Source organism: Streptomyces sp. NPDC004721, assembly GCF_053601495.1.
Genome location: NZ_JBSGBZ010000013.1, coordinates 1 through 15676, shown reverse-complemented (window position 1 = coordinate 15676; position 15676 = coordinate 1). Strand labels below are relative to the sequence as shown.

At 68.7% G+C, this 15676-nt stretch carries 15 protein-coding genes and 1 riboswitch; of the genes, 12 read left to right on the top strand and 3 right to left on the bottom strand.

Annotation, left to right across the window (positions count from 1 at the left end):
* Positions 1 to 27 precede the first annotated feature (27 nt).
* The 4 genes from ctaC (at position 28) to ACWEK3_RS14320 (ending at position 4526) form a co-directional block, all read left to right on the top strand.
* On the top strand, positions 28 to 987 hold the full coding sequence (ctaC, locus tag ACWEK3_RS14335) for an aa3-type cytochrome oxidase subunit II (protein WP_365426626.1): 960 nt from the start codon (positions 28 to 30) through the stop codon (positions 985 to 987).
* Entirely contained in the window at positions 984 to 2720 is a 1737-nt protein-coding gene (ctaD, locus tag ACWEK3_RS14330) for an aa3-type cytochrome oxidase subunit I (RefSeq protein WP_384425125.1), read from the top strand. Before ctaC ends, ctaD begins: the two co-directional genes overlap by 4 nt.
* Complete coding sequence (locus ACWEK3_RS14325; RefSeq protein ID WP_141361606.1) at positions 2717 to 3115, top strand: cytochrome c oxidase subunit 4; 399 nt, start codon at positions 2717 to 2719, stop codon at positions 3113 to 3115. Before ctaD ends, ACWEK3_RS14325 begins: the two co-directional genes overlap by 4 nt.
* A gap of 151 nt (positions 3116 to 3266) precedes the next feature.
* A complete protein-coding gene (locus tag ACWEK3_RS14320) occupies positions 3267 to 4526 on the top strand; it encodes a L,D-transpeptidase (protein ID WP_361409426.1) in 1260 nt (419 codons plus the stop codon).
* A gap of 89 nt (positions 4527 to 4615) precedes the next feature.
* Here the strand turns inward: ACWEK3_RS14320 and ACWEK3_RS14315 are convergent, their stop codons facing one another.
* A complete protein-coding gene (locus tag ACWEK3_RS14315) occupies positions 4616 to 5017 on the bottom strand; it encodes a hypothetical protein (protein WP_450547231.1) in 402 nt (133 codons plus the stop codon).
* A 212-nt stretch (positions 5018 to 5229) separates the two neighbouring features.
* Between ACWEK3_RS14315 and ctaE the strand changes: the two genes are divergently transcribed.
* The 6 genes from ctaE to ACWEK3_RS14285 all read left to right on the top strand — a co-directional run bounded on the left by ctaE (position 5230) and on the right by ACWEK3_RS14285 (position 12403).
* Positions 5230 to 5841 carry an aa3-type cytochrome oxidase subunit III gene (gene ctaE, locus ACWEK3_RS14310; protein ID WP_100572299.1) on the top strand — a complete coding sequence of 204 codons (612 nt, stop codon included), beginning with the start codon at positions 5230 to 5232 and terminating at the stop codon, positions 5839 to 5841.
* A 62-nt stretch (positions 5842 to 5903) separates the two neighbouring features.
* A complete protein-coding gene (gene qcrC, locus ACWEK3_RS14305) occupies positions 5904 to 6713 on the top strand; it encodes a cytochrome bc1 complex diheme cytochrome c subunit (RefSeq protein WP_390726483.1) in 810 nt (269 codons plus the stop codon).
* Positions 6710 to 7777 carry a cytochrome bc1 complex Rieske iron-sulfur subunit gene (qcrA, locus tag ACWEK3_RS14300; protein ID WP_450547232.1) on the top strand — a complete coding sequence of 356 codons (1068 nt, stop codon included), beginning with the start codon at positions 6710 to 6712 and terminating at the stop codon, positions 7775 to 7777. The genes qcrC and qcrA overlap by 4 nt, the downstream gene beginning before the upstream one ends.
* Positions 7774 to 9411, top strand: coding sequence for a cytochrome bc1 complex cytochrome b subunit (qcrB, locus tag ACWEK3_RS14295; RefSeq protein ID WP_390876490.1), 1638 nt, complete (start codon positions 7774 to 7776; stop codon positions 9409 to 9411). The genes qcrA and qcrB overlap by 4 nt, the downstream gene beginning before the upstream one ends.
* Positions 9412 to 9558: 147 nt before the next feature.
* Positions 9559 to 10623, top strand: coding sequence for an anthranilate phosphoribosyltransferase (trpD, locus tag ACWEK3_RS14290; RefSeq protein WP_453249775.1), 1065 nt, complete (start codon positions 9559 to 9561; stop codon positions 10621 to 10623).
* An 85-nt stretch (positions 10624 to 10708) separates the two neighbouring features.
* A riboswitch (SAM riboswitch) is annotated at positions 10709 to 10825 on the top strand.
* Positions 10826 to 11023: 198 nt separating this feature from the next.
* On the top strand, positions 11024 to 12403 hold the full coding sequence (locus tag ACWEK3_RS14285; protein WP_453249774.1) for an aminotransferase class V-fold PLP-dependent enzyme: 1380 nt from the start codon (positions 11024 to 11026) through the stop codon (positions 12401 to 12403).
* A 26-nt stretch (positions 12404 to 12429) separates the two neighbouring features.
* Here ACWEK3_RS14285 and ACWEK3_RS14280 read toward each other — a convergent pair whose 3' ends face one another.
* The gene (locus tag ACWEK3_RS14280; RefSeq protein WP_100572304.1) at positions 12430 to 12711 is read right to left on the bottom strand and encodes an Lrp/AsnC family transcriptional regulator; all 282 of its coding nucleotides are present in this window, start codon (positions 12709 to 12711) and stop codon (positions 12430 to 12432) included.
* Complete coding sequence (locus ACWEK3_RS14275) at positions 12708 to 13460, bottom strand: rhomboid family intramembrane serine protease (protein WP_453249773.1); 753 nt, start codon at positions 13458 to 13460, stop codon at positions 12708 to 12710. Before ACWEK3_RS14275 ends, ACWEK3_RS14280 begins: the two co-directional genes overlap by 4 nt.
* Before the next feature lie 154 nt (positions 13461 to 13614).
* Here ACWEK3_RS14275 and ACWEK3_RS14270 point away from each other — a divergent pair, with 154 nt between their 5' ends.
* Together ACWEK3_RS14270 and ACWEK3_RS14265 are read left to right on the top strand one after the other, a co-directional pair.
* Complete coding sequence (locus tag ACWEK3_RS14270; protein WP_100572306.1) at positions 13615 to 13854, top strand: hypothetical protein; 240 nt, start codon at positions 13615 to 13617, stop codon at positions 13852 to 13854.
* 82 nt (positions 13855 to 13936) lie between these two features.
* Positions 13937 to 15286, top strand: coding sequence for an NYN domain-containing protein (locus tag ACWEK3_RS14265; RefSeq protein WP_450547236.1), 1350 nt, complete (start codon positions 13937 to 13939; stop codon positions 15284 to 15286).
* Positions 15287 to 15676: the final 390 nt, after the last annotated feature.

Genomic DNA, 15676 nt, shown 5'->3' with positions numbered 1-15676 from the left:
CGGGCGAGACTCTCGGGAAGGCGCTACGTGAGTCCCAACGGCTCCGACCGCTCGCCGCGGCGCCCGATGCGGCGGAAGCTGCTGCAGGCACTGACTGCGGGCCTGGTCCTGGCGACCGCAACCGGTTGCACATACAAGGACTTTCCCCGGCTGGGTATGCCCACCCCGACCACGGAAGAGGCTCCCCGGATCCTCTCGCTGTGGCAGGGGTCCTGGGCGGCCGCGCTCGCCGTCGGCTGCCTGGTGTGGGGTCTGATCCTGTGGAGTGCTTTCTTCCACCGGCGCAGCCGCACCAAGGTGGAGGTTCCTCCGCAGACCCGGTACAACATGCCCATCGAGGCGCTGTACACGGTGGTCCCCCTCGTCATCGTCTCGGTGCTCTTCTACTTCACGGCCCGTGACGAGTCCAAGCTCCTGGACATCTCCAAGAAGCCGGACGTCACGGTGAACGTCGTCGGCTACCAGTGGAGCTGGGCCTTCAACTACGTCGAGCCCGTCGCCGGTTCGTCGGGCGACGCGAAGACCGACAAGAACCTGAACGCGATTCCGGACCGGTTCAAGGCGGACTTCCCGGCGAACGCCGGCGGTGTCTACGACTACGGCATTCCGGGCACGCGGAACCCGCAGAACGGCAACCCCGGTCCGACCATGTGGCTGCCCAAGGGCAAGACCGTCCGCTTCATCCTCACCTCGCGCGACGTCATCCACTCGTTCTGGGTGCTGCCGTTCCTGATGAAGCAGGACGTCATCCCCGGCCACACCAACTCCTTCCAGGTGACCCCCACCATGGAGGGCACCTTCCGGGGCAAGTGCGCCGAGCTCTGCGGCCAGGACCACTCCCGGATGCTGTTCAACGTGAAGGTCGTCTCGCCCGAGCGCTATGAGCAGCACCTCAAGGACCTCGCCAAGAAGGGGCAGACCGGTTACGTTCCCGCAGGCATCGCGCAGACGAGCCACGAGAAGAACCGGGAGACGAACAAGCTGTGAGCATCCTCAACGAACCTCAGGGTGCCGCGGCAGCTGAGGACTCTTACGAGAGCGAGCTGCCGGTCCGGCGCAGGCAACCGGGCAATCTCGCGGTGAAGTGGCTGACGACCACCGACCACAAGACGATCGGAACGCTGTACCTGGCGACGTCGTTCGCGTTCTTCTGCATCGGCGGCGTGATGGCGCTCCTCATGCGCGCCGAGCTCGCCCGTCCGGGCATGCAGATCATGTCGAACGAGCAGTTCAACCAGGCTTTCACGATGCACGGCACGATCATGCTGCTGATGTTCGCGACGCCGCTGTTCGCCGGTTTCGCGAACTGGATCATGCCGCTGCAGATCGGCGCCCCGGACGTCGCCTTCCCGCGGCTGAACATGTTCGCCTACTGGCTGTACCTGCTCGGCTCGCTGATCGCCGTGGGCGGCTTCCTCACCCCGCAGGGCGCGGCCGACTTCGGCTGGTTCGCCTACGCCCCGCTGTCCGACGCGGTGCACTCGCCGGGCATCGGCGGCGACATGTGGATCATGGGTCTGGCCCTGTCCGGTTTCGGTACGATCCTCGGCTCGGTCAACTTCATCACCACGATCATCTGCATGCGCGCGCCGGGCATGACCATGTTCCGCATGCCGATCTTCGTGTGGAACGTGCTGCTGACCGCGGTGCTGGTCCTGCTGGCCTTCCCGGTGCTGGCCGCCGCGCTGCTCGCGCTGGAGGCGGACCGCAAGTTCGGCGCCCACGTCTTCGACGCGGCCAACGGCGGTGCGCTGCTGTGGCAGCACCTGTTCTGGTTCTTCGGGCACCCCGAGGTGTACATCATCGCGCTGCCGTTCTTCGGCATCGTCAGTGAGATCATCCCGGTCTTCGCCCGCAAGCCGATGTTCGGCTACATGGGCCTGATCGGCGCGACGATCGCCATCGCCGGTCTGTCGGTGACGGTGTGGGCGCACCACATGTACGTGACCGGTGGCGTGCTCCTGCCGTTCTTCTCCTTCATGACCTTCCTGATCGCGGTACCGACCGGTGTGAAGTTCTTCAACTGGGTCGGCACCATGTGGAAGGGCTCACTGAGTTTCGAGACGCCGATGCTGTGGGCGACCGGCTTCCTGATCACCTTCGTCTTCGGTGGTCTGACCGGTGTGATCCTGGCCGCGCCGCCGCTGGACTTCCACATCTCGGACTCGTACTTCGTGGTGGCGCACTTCCACTACGTCGTCTTCGGCACCGTGGTGTTCGCGATGTTCGCCGGCTTCCACTTCTGGTGGCCGAAGTTCACGGGCAAGATGCTCGACGAGCGGCTCGGCAAGATCACCTTCTGGACGCTGTTCATCGGCTTCCACGGCACCTTCCTGGTCCAGCACTGGCTGGGCGTGGAGGGCATGCCGCGCCGGTACGCCGACTACCTGGCGGCCGACGGCTTCACCGCGCTGAACACGCTGTCGACGATCTTCTCGTTCGTGCTCGGCCTGTCGATCCTGCCGTTCTTCTACAACATCTGGAAGACGGCCAAGTACGGCAAGCCGGTCGGCGTCGACGACCCGTGGGGCTACGGCCGCTCCCTGGAGTGGGCGACCTCCTGCCCGCCGCCGCGGCACAACTTCCTCACCCTGCCGCGGATCCGCAGCGAATCCCCGGCGTTCGACCTGCACCACCCCGAGATCGCCGCGCTCGACCAGCTCGAGAACGCGGGTCACGGTGAGAAGGCCCTCGCTGGTGGCAAGGAGGCCGGCAAGTGAAGATCCAGGGCAAGATGTTCATGTGGCTGAGCGTCTTCCTGCTCATCACCGCCATCGTCTACGGCGTGTGGTCGAAGGAAGCGGTCGGCGCGACGGCGCTCTTCATGGCCTTCGGTCTGTCCATCATGATCGGCTTCTACCTGGGCTTCACGGCCCGGCGGGTCGACGTGGGCGCCCAGGACGACAAGGAGGCCGATGTCGCGGACGACGCCGGCGAGCTGGGCTTCTTCAGCCCGCACAGCTGGCAGCCGCTCGGCCTCGGCATCGGTGGCGCGCTGGCCTTCCTCGGCATCGCGGTCGGCTGGTGGCTCGTGTACTTCGCGGCGCCGATCATCATGATCTCCGTATGGGGCTGGGTCTTCGAGTACTACCGCGGCGAGAACCGCACCCAGTAACCCGCGCCGAGCATCGCTGAACACCAGGGAGTCCGGACTCTCCACCTGGAGAGTCCGGACTCCCTCTTTTGGATGACTTATTCCCTCGAAAATTCCCTCGAACGGGTGAGCCACCGTGCCGGAGGTGACGAAGCTACCTAGCGTGAGTGCCATGAGCACCACTGTGATTTCCCGCGGAGCGGGAGCGATCCTGCTGGTCACCGCCCTCGGCACGAGTGCCACCGCTTGCGGTTCGGACGGCAATCCGCTGGCTGCCTCCCCGTACGACGCTGCGGACCAGATCTCCTTCAGCGGCCCCACGGAAGCCGGGAAGAAGGCCGACCCGGACAAGCCCCTGGAAGTCACCGCTCAGGGCGAGGACGGGCGCATCACGGACGTCACGGCCGTGGATGCCACGGGGCGCCAGGTCTCCGGCGAGCTGGCCGCCGACGGCAGCCGCTGGCACAGCACCTCACCGCTCGCCGGGGGCGCCCACTACACGGTCCGGGTGAGCACCGAGGACGAGGACGGAAGGCCCGGCCGCAAGGTCCTCACGTTCGATACGAACAAGCCCAAAGGCCAACAGCTCCTGAACGTCAAGTTCGGGCCGGAGGCGGGCACCTACGGCGTCGGCCAGCCCATCACGGCCGAACTCGACCAGCCCATCAAGGACAAGGCCCAGCGGGTCGTCGTCGAGCGCGCCCTCAGGGTCGACTCCAAGCCCGCCGTGCAGGGCTCCTGGTACTGGGTGAACGACAAGGAGCTCCACTACCGCCCGCAGGACTACTGGCCCGCCAACGCCACCGTCGAGGCGCACAGCAACCTGGAGAACGTCAAGATCAGCGACAAGCTGCGGGGCGGCGCGGCCAAGCCGCTGAAGATCACCACGGGTGACCGGATCGTGGCGGTCACGGACGCCGCCAAGCACCTGATGACGGTCTACAAGAACGACGAGAAGATCAAGGAGATCCCCATCACCACCGGCAAGCCCGGCTTCGCGACCCGCAACGGGATCAAGGTCGTCCTGGCCAAGCAGTACTACGTCCAGATGAAGAGCTCCACCGTCGGCATCGCCGCGGGCTCCAGCGATTCGTACGACCTGCCGGTGTACTACGCCACTCGCGTGACCTGGAGCGGCGAGTACGTCCACGCCGCCCCGTGGTCCGTCGGCTCCCAGGGAGCGGCCAACGTCAGCCACGGCTGCACCGGCATGAGCACCCCCAACGCCTCCTGGTTCTTCAACACCGTCCACGAGGGCGACCTGGTCCAGGTCGTCAACTCGACCGGCCACAACATGGAGCTCTTCGACAACGGCTTCGGTGACTGGAACATGCCCTGGCAGAAGTGGGTCCAGGGCAGCGCCATCGCCGCCGACGCCGACGGCGCCGGGGCACAGACGAACAAGGCGCGGCTGACCCCGCAGAGCGTGTGAGACGCGGGACGGCAGGGCCCAGAGGCGGCCACGGACGGCCCGCGGCCGCAAAGGGGCGGGCCCCGTCCGCCGGGCCCCGCTCAAGGGCCTCAGACGCCGCTCAGCGCCTTCTTGCGCAGCAGGGAGGCCAGAGCGGCGGCGAACTCCACCGGTTCCACCGGAAGCGTGACCGCGGCGTCCGCCCGGCTCCACGTGGCCAGCCACGCGTCCTGCGGCCGCCCGATGAGCAGCAGCACCGGAGGGCAGTTGAAGACCTCGTCCTTGATCTGCCGGCACATCCCCATGCCGCCCATGGGCACGGCCTCGCCGTCCAGGACGCAGACGTCGATGCCGCCCCGGTCCAGCTCCTTGAGGACCGCGGCGGGCGTGGCGCACTCCAGGAACTCCACCAGAGGGGCGTCCGGAGCGGGCCGGCGGCCGCTCGCCAGCCGCACCTGCTCCCGGGTGTTGGCGTCGTCGCTGTAGACCAGCACCGTGGCGGTCGCCTGCATTGTTCCTCCGCGTCGTTGGTCGGGAAAAACCCCGTCGGGAACTGTCGGGAACTTCCGGGTACCGATGGCGCGGATGCTACCCCCTTCAACTCCTGGTAGACAGCGGTTGGAACAGCCCTTCGAGGGGCCGTTCGGGCAGAGCACACCCCCAGGACACTCCGAACGGCACCCCCCGGGGTGAGGGCGGGATAAGCGACCGACATAATGTCGGCGTGGCGACAGCAACGACAGTAGAAACCGGGCACGCGCACCCGTCGGTCAACCGACCGAACCTCACCAGCGTCGGAACCATCATCTGGCTGAGTTCCGAGCTGATGTTCTTCGCGGCCCTCTTCGCGATGTACTTCACCCTGCGATCGGTGACGGGTCCGGCGCACTGGAAGGAGATGGCGGGCGCTCTCAACGTCCCCTTCTCGTCGGTGAACACCACGATCCTGGTGCTCTCCTCACTCACCTGCCAGCTCGGCGTCTTCGCCGCCGAGCGCGGTGACGTGAAGAAGCTCCGGGGCTGGTTCATCGTCACCTTCATCATGGGTGCGATCTTCATCGGCGGTCAGATCTTCGAGTACACCGAGCTGGTGAAGAAGGACGGCATCTCGCTGTCCTCCGACCCGTACGGCTCGGTGTTCTACCTGACCACCGGCTTCCACGGGCTGCACGTGACGGGCGGTCTCATCGCCTTCCTGCTGGTCCTCGGCCGTACCTACGCGGCCCGGAGGTTCACTCACGAGCAGGCGACCGCGGCCATCGTCGTGTCCTACTACTGGCACTTCGTCGATGTCGTCTGGATCGGACTCTTCGCCACGATCTACCTGATCAAGTAGCCGACGAACCGATCCAAGTCCGCAAAGCATCGACGCAGAAGATCCTGACACCGGGGTAATCCGTGAAAAAGCTCTCCGCACGACGACGCCATCCGCTGGCGGCGGTCGTCGTCCTACTCTTCGCGCTGGCGGCCACTGGGGGGCTGTACACCGCGTTCGCGCCCGCGAGCAAGGCGAAGGCCGAGGACACCGCCCAGTCCCTCACCATCGAGGAGGGCAGGAAGCTCTATCTGGTCGGCTGCGCCAGCTGCCACGGCACCGGTGGGCAGGGCACCACTGACGGTCCCAGCCTGGTGGGTGTGGGCGCGGCGGCGGTCGACTTCCAGGTGGGCACCGGCCGTATGCCGGCCCAGCAGCCGGGCGCGCAGATCCCGCGCAAGAAGGTCATCTACAACCAGGCCGAGATCGACCAGCTCGCCGCGTACATCGCGTCCCTGGGTGCCGGTCCCAACGTGCCGACGAAGAACCAGTACAGCCCCGAGGGCGCGGATGCCGCCAAGGGCGGTGAGCTGTTCCGCACCAACTGCGCCCAGTGCCACAACTTCACCGGCAAGGGCGGTGCGCTGACGCACGGCAAGTACGCCCCTGACCTCACGGGTGTGAGCAACAAGCACATCTACGAGGCCATGCAGACCGGCCCGCAGAACATGCCTGCCTTCCCCGACACGCTGCTGACGGAGAAGAACAAGAAGGACGTCATCGCGTACCTCGACGCGGTCAACGGTGACGAGACCACGACTCCGGGCGGTATGGACCTGGGTGGCCTCGGACCGGTCACCGAAGGTCTGTTCGCCTGGATCTTCGGGCTGGGTGCCCTTGTCGCGGTCGCCGTCTGGGTCGCCGCTCGGACCGCAAAGGCCAAGAAGTCATGAGTAGCCAAGACATTCCTGAAGAGAACCTGCCCGCAGCGCAGGCAGCCCACGAGCACGGGCGCGGCGCGGTCTCCGTGGCGGACGAGCGGACCCCGTTCGCCGACCCGGGACTGCCGCCCCACGAGCACCGGATCCAGGACATCGACGAGCGGGCCGCCAGGCGGTCCGAGCGCAGCGTCGCCCTGATGTTCACGGTGTCGATGCTGGCCACCATCGGCTTCATCGCCTCGTACGTGACGATCCCGCACGACAAGTCGATCTTCGTCTTCCCGCTCGGGCACATCAACGCGCTGAACTTCGCGCTGGGCCTGACGCTGGGCGTGGCGCTGTTCGCGATCGGCGCCGGTGCGGTCCACTGGGCCCGCACCCTGATGTCCGACGTCGAGGTCGCCGACGAGCGTCACCCGATCGAGGCGCCCCCCGAGGTCCGTGCGAAGGTCCACGCGGACTTCAAGCAGGGCGCCAAGGAATCGGCGATCGGCCGTCGCAAGCTGATCCGCAACACGATGCTCGGCGCGCTCACGCTGGTGCCGCTGTCCGGGGTCATGCTGCTGCGCGACCTGGGCCCGCTGCCCGGGACCAGCCTGCGCCACACGCTGTGGGCCAAGGGCAAGCGCCTCGTCAACATGAACACCAACCTGCCGCTGCGTCCCGAGGACGTCTCGGTCGGCTCGCTCACCTTCGCGATGCCGGACGGGATGAAGGAGACGGACGAGGACTTCTCCAACGAGATCGCCAAGGCGGCCCTGATGATCATCCGGCTCGAGCCGGCCGACATCAAGGACAAGCGCGAACTCGACTGGGGCCACGAGGGCATCGTCGCCTTCTCGAAGATCTGCACCCACGTGGGTTGCCCGATCTCCCTGTACGAGCAGCAGACGCACCACGCCCTGTGCCCGTGCCACCAGTCCACCTTCGACCTCTCCGACGGTGCCCGAGTGATCTTCGGCCCCGCCGGCCACGCTCTGCCGCAGCTGCGCATCGGCGTGGACAGCGAGGGTTACCTCCAGGCGCTCGGCGACTTCGCGGAGCCCGTCGGTCCTGCATTCTGGGAGCGCGGATGAGTACATCAGCAGCCAACGAGTCCCGCTCTCGCGGGCAGGCACCGGCCGGCGAGAGGCTCGCCGACTGGGCCGACGGCCGGCTCGGGATCTACTCCCTGGCCAAGGCCAACATGCGCAAGATCTTCCCCGACCACTGGTCGTTCATGTTGGGCGAGGTCTGCCTCTACAGCTTCATCATCATCATCCTCACGGGTGTGTACCTGACGCTGTTCTTCCACCCCTCGATGAACGAGGTGGTGTACAACGGCTCGTACGTCCCGCTGCAGGGTCAGCTGGTGAGCGAGGCGTTCAACTCGACCATGCACATCTCCTTCGAGGTGCGCGGTGGTCTGCTCATCCGGCAGATCCACCACTGGGCCGCGTTGATCTTCCTGGCCGGCATGTTCGTGCACATGATGCGCGTGTTCTTCACCGGCGCGTTCCGCAAGCCGCGTGAGATCAACTGGCTGTTCGGCTTCCTGCTGTTCGCCCTGGGCATGTTCACCGGTTTCACCGGTTACTCGCTCCCGGACGACCTGCTCTCCGGCACCGGTGTCCGCTTCACCGAGGGTGCGATCCTGTCCATGCCGATCGTCGGCACGTACATCTCGTACTTCCTCTTCGGCGGCGAGTTCCCCGGTCACGACTTCGTGGCGCGGTTCTACTCGATCCACATCCTGCTGCTGCCCGGCATCATGCTGGGCCTGGTGGTGGCCCACCTGATCCTGGTCTTCTACCACAAGCACACGCAGTTCGCGGGTCCCGGCAAGAGCAACAAGAACGTCGTCGGCATGCCGCTGCTGCCGGTGTACATGGCCAAGGCCGGCGGCTTCTTCTTCCTGGTCTTCGGTGTCCTCGCGATCATCGCGGCGATCGTGGAGATCAACGCGATCTGGGTGATCGGCCCGTACCGTCCGGACCAGGTGTCCACCGGCGCCCAGCCGGACTGGTACATGGGCTTCGCCGAGGGTCTGGTCCGCTTCATGCCGGGCTGGGAGGTCAACTTCTGGGGCCACACGCTCGTCCTGGGCGTGTTCATCCCGCTGGTCCTCTTCGGCCTGGTCCTGGCGGCGCTGGCGGCCTACCCGTTCATCGAGTCCTGGATCACCGGCGACAAGCGCGAGCACCACATCCTGGACCGCCCGCGCAACGCCCCGACGCGTACCGCGTTCGGTGTCGCCTGGATCACGATGTACATGATCACGCTGGTCGGCGGCGGCAACGACCTGTGGGCCACGCACTTCCACCTGTCGATCAACGCGGTCACCTGGTTCGTCCGGATCGGCTTCTTCGTCGGACCGGTCATCGCGTTCGTCGTCACCAAGCGGATCTGCCTCGGCCTCCAGCGCCGCGACAAGGAGAAGGTGCTGCACGGTCGCGAGACCGGCATCATCAAGCGCCTGCCGCACGGTGAGTTCATCGAGGTCCACGAGCCGCTCAGCCAGGAGCAGCTCTACACGCTCACGGCGCACGACCAGTACGAGCCGGCCGAGATCGGCCCGGCGGTCGACGAGAACGGCGTCGAGCGCAAGATCAAGGGCTCGCAGAAGCTGCGCGCCAAGCTCAGCAACGCGTACTACGGCGAGGACAACCAGATCCCGAAGCCGACCGTCGAGGAGTACAGGGAGATCACGAGCGGCCACGGCCACCACTGATCACTGACCGCTGAGCGTCGCCACGCCACGGTCGAAGGGCCCCGTCCGATCCCCGGACGGGGCCCTTCGCGGTGTCCGGGGCTGGATAGGGTGGACCTGTTCGAGATTCGCGTCCCGCCGTACGGGACACCGACCCAGGAGCGGCATATGAACGCTGTGACCCCCGCTGGAGGCAACACCGCGGCGGGCCGCTCCTGGCCCGCCCTGCTGAACGGCCTGCTGGACGGCCGGAACCTCACCGCCGACGAGACCGCCTGGGCGATGGACCTGATCATGCGCGGCGAGGCGACCGACGCGCAGATCGCCGGGTTCGTGGTGGCCCTGCGGGCCAAGGGCGAGACGGTGGAGGAGATCACCGGCCTGGTCCGGACGATGTACGAGCACGCCAATGTGATCGAGGTGCCCGGCGCGACCGTCGACATCGTCGGCACCGGCGGCGACGGCGCCAAGACGGTGAACATCTCCACCATGTCCTCGATCGTCGTGGCCGGCACCGGCGCCAGTGTCGTCAAGCACGGCAACCGGGCCGCGTCCTCCGCCTCCGGGGCCTCCGACGTGCTGGAGAAGCTCGGCGTCAATCTGGAACTGACGCCGCGGCGGGTGGCCGAGGTCGCGCAGGAGGCCGGAATCACCTTCTGCTTCGCGATCAAGTTCCATCCGGCGCTGCGCCACGCGGGCGCCGCCCGCGGCCAGTTGGCCATCCGCACGGTCTTCAACGTGCTCGGCCCGCTGACCAACCCGGCCAGGGTGCGGGCCCAGGCCGTCGGGGTGGCGGACCCGCGCATGGCACCGGTGGTCGCAGGCGTCTTCGCCGAGCGCGGCCACTCCTCCCTGGTCTTCCGGGGCGACGACGGCCTCGACGAGCTCACCACGACCGCCACCTCCCAGGTCTGGATCGTCCGGGACGGCAGGGTGACCCAGGAGCGCTTCGACCCGCGGGACGTCGGCATCGAACTGGTGCCCGTGGAGGCGCTGCGGGGCGGTGACGCCTCGTACAACGCCGAGGTGGCCCGGCGCGTGCTGGACGGAGAGAAGGGGCCCGTACGGGACGCCGTCCTGCTGAACTCCGCGGCGGCGCTGGTGGCCCTGAGGCCGGGCCCGGGCACCCTCGCCGAACAGATCCGTACCGGTATGGACCGTGCGGCGGAGTCGATCGACTCCGGGTCCGCCAAGCGCACGCTGGAGCGCTGGGTGGCCGTCAGCAACGCCTGAGACCCGGCCCTTCCGTCGCACGGCGCAGTCCACGATCCGGACTGCGCCTTGCGCGTGGAAGATCGTGTGGCAGGATGCTGAACCAGGTCATGAGTGACAGCCATGTGGCCCCGGCCGGCTGTCCGGCAACCCTCCGTCCGTGGCGGGGTGCCCCGGGTGAAGACCAGGCCGTAGGCAGCGAGGCCTACGGCAAGCGCGGACCCCTCGCACTCCTTCGAGTGGACACAGTCCAGGGGTCCTGGTCGACGAGGGAGCCTTCCGTGAGCAAGCGAATGCGCTAGGGCCTGTCGCCCCCGAGGCCGCAGAGCCCCGCCACCGCGCTTTCCCCCTTCACCCTTCCCCACGCTCGAGCCGTGTCTGCTCGCGTGGTGATTCCGCCTGCTTTCACGGGAGTTCACCCATGTCCGTCTCCACCGTCTCCACCGTCTCCACCGTCGCCGCCGACCAGTCCGTCTGTGCCCCGCTGCCCGTGCTGGGCCGGGACGTCACCGTTCCGCTCGTCACCGGCGGGGAGGTCACCTACGCGGCGCTCGACTACGCGGCCAGCGCGCCCGCCCTCCAGCGCGTCTGGGACGACGTGGCGGCGTACGCGCCCTACTACGGCAGCGTCCACCGCGGCGCCGGCTACCTCTCCCAGCTCTCCACCGACCTGTTCGAGAACGCCCGGAAGACGGTCGCGGAGTTCCTGGACTGCCGTGCGGAGGACCAGGTGGTCTTCACCCGGTCCACCACCGACTCCCTCAATCTGCTCGCCCGCGCGCTGCCCGCGGACTGCCAGGTCTTCGTCTTCGAGACCGAGCACCACGCCTCGCTGCTGCCGTGGCGGGACGCGCGGGTGACCTGCCTCGACGCCCCGCGCACCCCGGAGCGGGCCGTGGCGACCCTGGAGCGGGCCCTCGCCGGCCGCGACCCCCAGGGCCCGGCCCTGGTGTGCGTCACCGGAGCCTCCAACGTCACCGGCGAGCTGTGGCCCGTACGGGAGCTGGCCGCCGCCGCCCACGCGCACGGCGCCCGGATCGTCCTGGACGCCGCCCAGCTCGCCCCGCACCACCCGGTGTCCGTCCGCGACCTCGACGTCGACTGGGTCGCCTTCTCCGGCCACAAGCTGTACGCCCCCTTCGGCTCCGGCGTCCTGGCCGGCCGCGCCGACTGGCTGCGTGAGGCCGAGCCGTACCTCGCGGGCGGCGGGGCGAGCCGTACGGTGGCGCGGCGCGCCGACGGGTCCGTGGACGTGAGCTGGCACGAGTCGGCCGCCCGCCACGAGGCCGGCTCCCCGAACGTCATCGGCGCCTACGCCGTGGCCTCGGCCTGCACGGCGCTGACGGAGGCCGGCTTCGACGACCTCGTCGCGCGCGAGCGGTACCTGATCCGCAAGGTGCGGGCGGGTCTCGCCGAGGTGCCCGAGGTCAGGGTGCTGTCCCTGTTCGGCGACGACGCCCCGCGGGTCGGCGTGATCTCCTTCGTCGTGGCGGGCTGGAACAGCTCCCACTTCGCCGCCGCCCTCTCCGCCGAGTACGGCATCGGCGTCCGCGACGGCCTCTTCTGCGCCCACCCCCTGGTCCGCACCCTGCTGGGCGGCGATCCGCAGAGCCAGGGCGAGTGCGGCGCGCCCGAGGCCGCCCCGGGCGAGAAGTCCCTCAACGCCATCCGCGTGAGCTTCGGCGCGGGCACGCCCGACGAGCACGTGGACCGCTTCGTGGCGGCGGTGCGGGAGCTGGTCAGGGACGGCGCGAAGTGGACGTACCGCACGGAGGACGGCCGCTGCGTGCCCGCGGTGTGATCCGTGCGCTCAGGAGCCCGGGGCGGTCAGGAGTCCAGCCCGATGGCGAACGCGGCCTCCAGGTCGTGCTGCGAGTAGGTGCGGAAGGCCACGTGCGTGTCCGTCCCCTCGACGCCCGGGATCTTGCTGATCCGCCCCGGGATGACCTCCGCCAGGTCCTCGTGCTGCCGCACCCGGACCATGGCGATCAGGTCGTAGGTGCCGGTGACGGAGAAGACCTCGCTGACCGAGTCCAGTGAGGCGATCTGCTCGGCGATCTCGGGAATCCGGTCCACGCTGGTCTTGATGAGGACGATCGCGGTGATCACGGCTGGTTCTCTCCCTTGGGGGCCGGAGCAGGGGCGGCCTTCACTCTAGTCTTCCGGCCGAACCAGGCCCACGCGCAGGCGAAGCCCAGGGCGAAGCCCACCACGTGGGCCAGGTAGGCGACCTGCGGTCCCTCGGTGGCGCGGCCGGCGGCCAGCCACTGGAGGGCCGCCCAGAAGGGCAGCACCACCCACGCGGGAAAGCGCAGCGGCAGGAAGAACAGGAACGGGAAGAGACTGGTCACCCGGGCGCTGGGGAACAGGTAGAGAAACGCGCCGAGGACCGCCGAGATCGCGCCCGAGGCCCCCACCAGGCTCTGTCCGGAGTCGGCGTTGGCGACCGCGTAGCCCACCAGGGCCAGGTAGCCGCAGCCGACGTAGAACAGCGTGAACCGGACGCGGCCCATGCGCTCCTCGGTCATCGCCCCGAAGACGTAGAGGAAGAGCATGTTGCCGAGCAGGTGCACCCAGCTGCCGTGCACGAACAGGGCCGTCGCGGGGGTGAGGGCGGCCCGGAGCGAGCCGGTGAACAAATCGGCGGGGATCACGCCCCACCGCCGGAAGTAGGCCCGCTGGGCGAGCAGCAGCGCGTCCCCCGTGCCGTAGGAGGGAATGAGGCCCGCCGCCGGGCCGGCCACGAAGATCAGACAGCACAGGACGATCAGGGCGCACGTCACCGGCGCCTGCATGCTCCGTACCGCCCTGGCCGCCCTGATCGTCCGGGCGGCCACCGTGAACCTGTTGCCGATCATGTGCACAGAGCATGGCGCAACCGGACGCAACCGCACAGACCGCCTCGCCGCCGTGGACGGACCGGCGCCGAGTAGCCGCCAGGCCGTAGGGTTACGTGCCACACGCCCAGGGAATCTGGCGCGTCACGGACACAGAAGGAAGCGAACAGTCACGATGACGGTTCCCCTGCCGACCGCCACGACCCGGTGGCGCTGCACCCTGTGCGGCAACCTCACCCGCTTCGACGTGACCCGCTCGTCGAAGGTCGTCGAGTACGTCCACCTCGACCTGGCGGGAGAGCCGCAGGTCGAGGAGCGCGAGGTGGTCAGTGAGACGATCGAGTCGGTGCGCTGCCGCTGGTGCAACGCCGTGGACCAGGTGGAACTCGTGGACAGGCCGGGCGCCGGCTCCTGAGCGGAGCGGGCCCGCACAGGCGACCCCCGCGGGGGTCCGCGAAGCACAGAGGCATCGAGGCATTGAGGCATTGGGGTGACGGATGGTGGAGACACAAGGCGGGGGGCCGGGCGACGGCGCCGCCGAGGTGCTCGACCGTCCCCTGCCCGACGGAGTGCGCCGCCGGGTCGTCCAGATCGTCTCGGACGCCTTCGGAGCGCTGACGTTCGCCGAGCTGCCCGCGCAGCTGCGGCAGTACGCCCGGTTCACCCCGAGTCGCCGGGCGAAGTTCGCGGGCAACGCGATGGCGTCCGCGCTGGAGACCGATCCGCTGTTCCGCCAGCGCATCGGCGAGAAGTTCAAAGAGGACCAGCCGGAGCTGTCGGGCGCCCTCGACTCCGGCTCGCCGCCCCCGGCCGCGGATCCGCTCGACGTGGCGGCCGCGGCCTACGTACTCCGCCCGCCGGGCTGGGTGAAGCTGGTCGCCGCCGCGGGTGAGGAGGCCCAGCGGGCGGACGCCGAGCGCGCCGACGAGGAGAGCCGCGCCGAACTGGAGCGGCTGCGCGCCGAGCTGGCGGCGGCCCGCGAGCAGACCCGCGCCGACACCGAGCGGCTGCGGGCCGAGCTGGACGCCGCCAGGAAAGAGGCCGAGTCGCTGCACCGCAAGCTGCGGGCCGCGCACAGCGACGTCAAGCGCGGTGAGGCCGCGCTGCGCAAAGTACGGGACGACATCGAGGCCGTGCGGGCCGAGGGGCAGGCGCAGGTGTCGGCCGCCGAGAGCGAGGCCCGGCGGCTCAAGTCGCGTCTGGGGGAGGCGGAGGCCGCGCTGGAGGCGGCCCGCAGGGCGGCCCGCGAGGGGCGCAGCGTGGAGGACATGCGGGTGCGGCTGCTGCTGGACACCGTCCTCGACGCGGCCCAGGGGCTGCGCCGGGAGCTGGCGCTGCCGCCGGTGTCGGTGCGGCCGGCGGAGACCGTGGACGCGGTCGAGCCGGGCCGGATGACCCCCAAGGACATCGCCACCCGCGCGCTGTCCGAGCACGACCCGGCGATCCTCGACCAGTTGCTCGCGCTGCCGCAGGCCCATCTGGTCGTCGACGGCTACAACGTGACCAAGACCGGCTATCCGCAGATGCCGCTGGAGAAGCAGCGGCTGAGGCTGCTGGGGCAGCTGTCACAGCTCGCCGCGCAGACCGGCGCCGAGGTCACCTGTGTCTTCGACGGGGCCGAGCTGGTCGCGCCGGTGCTCCTCGCGCCGCCGCGCGGTGTGCGGGTGCTGTTCTCCAAGCCGGGGGTCACCGCGGACGAGCTGATCCGTCAGCTGGTGCGGGCCGAACCGCCCGGCCGTCCGGTGATCGTCGCCTCGACCGACCGCGAGGTCGCCGACGGGATCGCGAAGGCGGGGGCGCGGCCGGTGGCCTCGGTGGTGCTGCTGAAGCGGCTCTCGCGCGGCTGAAACCGGACGTAGGGCCACGTAAGCCTCAAGCGCAACATACACAACATACGGGAGCCATTCCCGAATTGACCGGATGCGTCACGCGACGCAGGGTCAAGTGGTCCTCACTGCTGGTGAGTTATGGGCAAAGAATGAAGCGAGTGGTGGGATTTTCGGCCCGAGGATTTGAATTCATCACGATGAGGTCACTAGGGTCGAGCCTCGAACCTCCGAGCGGGTGATCACTCAGAAGAAGGAGCTCGCTTCCGTGGCGTCCCACCGTCGACCCAAGCAACCCAGCCGTGCGCGCGTGACTGTGCTCACCACCGTGGCGGCAGCGGCCGTAGCCGTCAGTGCCCAGGCCGCGAACGCCGCCCCGAGCGCGAAGCCGAGCAAGGACGAGGTCAAGTC

Bases quoted from the DNA above. Each gene is read 5' to 3' on its own strand.
- ACWEK3_RS14320 (WP_361409426.1), top strand. From the start codon at position 3,267: ATGAGCACCACTGTGATTTCCCGCGGAGCGGGAGCGATCCTGCTGGTC.
- ACWEK3_RS14315 (WP_450547231.1), bottom strand. From the start codon at position 5,017: ATGCAGGCGACCGCCACGGTGCTGGTCTACAGCGACGACGCCAACACC.
- qcrA (WP_450547232.1), top strand. From the start codon at position 6,710: ATGAGTAGCCAAGACATTCCTGAAGAGAACCTGCCCGCAGCGCAGGCA.
- qcrB (WP_390876490.1), top strand. From the start codon at position 7,774: ATGAGTACATCAGCAGCCAACGAGTCCCGCTCTCGCGGGCAGGCACCG.
- trpD (WP_453249775.1), top strand. From the start codon at position 9,559: ATGAACGCTGTGACCCCCGCTGGAGGCAACACCGCGGCGGGCCGCTCC.
- ACWEK3_RS14285 (WP_453249774.1), top strand. From the start codon at position 11,024: ATGTCCGTCTCCACCGTCTCCACCGTCTCCACCGTCGCCGCCGACCAG.
- ACWEK3_RS14275 (WP_453249773.1), bottom strand. From the start codon at position 13,460: ATGATCGGCAACAGGTTCACGGTGGCCGCCCGGACGATCAGGGCGGCC.
- ACWEK3_RS14270 (WP_100572306.1), top strand. From the start codon at position 13,615: ATGACGGTTCCCCTGCCGACCGCCACGACCCGGTGGCGCTGCACCCTG.
- ACWEK3_RS14265 (WP_450547236.1), top strand. From the start codon at position 13,937: ATGGTGGAGACACAAGGCGGGGGGCCGGGCGACGGCGCCGCCGAGGTG.